The following is a 1228-nucleotide window of genomic DNA, read 5'->3' on the forward strand; positions in this document are numbered from 1 at the left end:
TGTACATGGTGAACTAGACGGTCCAGGATTGCCGCAGTCACAGTTGGGTTCTGGAAGATTTCTACCCAGCCGGATAAGTCGGTGTTGCTGGTGATGATGGTTGAGTGTTTCTCATACCTTGCATTGACCAGCTGAAATAAGAGATTGGCTTCGTCGTGATCGATTGGCAGATACCCGATCTCGTCGACCACCAATAGGTCATAGCGCGCATATCGATTGATACTACGATCCAAGTCACCTCTCTCATATGCAGCACGAAGCCGGCTCAGAAGCTCATGGCAGTTGATAAACAGCGTACGCTTGCCTTGCCGGCACGCCTCGATGCCGATGCTGATGGCCAAGTGGGTCTTACCCACCCCCGGGCTGCCGATGAAGACAAGATTCTCTCGCTTCTCCATGAAGGCAAGGTCTTGGAAACCAAGTACTTCTTGTTTGTTGATGTTTGGCTGGAAATCAAAGTCAAACGCCTTAAGCGTCTTCGCTTGCGGAAAGTGTGCGCGGTGAATGATCCGTTCAACTTCTTGATCACTTTGCCAGTGTAATTCTGCTTCGGTGAGGTTTAGCATTGCGTCGGTGAACGATAGTTGCTGGGCGTTGATTTGGTCGATGTAGTCAGGCAAATAAGCATGCATCTTGCCTAGGCCTAATGCATCCAGATTAGTCAGTAATTCTTGAAATTTCGTCATGGGCTGTGACCTCACACTTTGTCGTAATCGCTCAGATGTTCTTTGATGAAGCCCAGAATATCTTCGGGGTCTTGGCCTTTAAGCAGGTCTGAGCCCAGGATCTCCACCTGGTCGTCCGTGTTGTAGTTAAATTGATGGGTCGTAATCTCGTGCGCGCGAATCATCTCTCCGTTATAATAGATTTGGATATGCTGCTCATCATCGGTCAACTCGATGCCAACGGTGCGACCAATGTAGCGCGGATCTACGGAGTACTTGCATTTGCGAAAGATCACCATCGATTCTTTGGAGACGACACGGGTAATGTCTTCTTCGAAGTATGGATCGAGAAGGTTATCTGGCAGCTCGTGCAGGTACTCCTTTTCTTCGTTCTCCCACTTGTAGATGGGTATCTCTTCGGTAGCTTGTGAGACCTCGTGGTTGAGGTCGTAACACAGTTCATCAACGATATTGACCAGATCCACTTCGTCGTAAAACTCATTGTTATAGACCCGCAGACGTTCCGTGGTACGGGCCAAGGCTTCGACAACACCTTTGGTTTG

Annotated in this window: 2 protein-coding genes; both read right to left on the bottom strand. The window is 49.0% G+C overall.

Translation table 11 applies throughout. The features are described from left to right. The coding region (gene istB / locus ACGG90_RS15585; protein ID WP_390410732.1) for an IS21-like element helper ATPase IstB at nt 1-686 on the bottom strand (686 nt) is incomplete at its 3' end. Nucleotides 687-697: 11 nt separating this feature from the next. Further along, a partial coding sequence (locus tag ACGG90_RS15590; protein ID WP_449273603.1) for a Mu transposase domain-containing protein occupies nt 698-1228 on the bottom strand: 531 nt, incomplete at its 5' end.

Origin of the sequence: Lacticaseibacillus jixiensis, assembly GCF_042847315.1 — a bacterium.
Taxonomy (GTDB): Bacteria; Bacillota; Bacilli; order Lactobacillales; family Lactobacillaceae; genus Lacticaseibacillus; species Lacticaseibacillus jixiensis.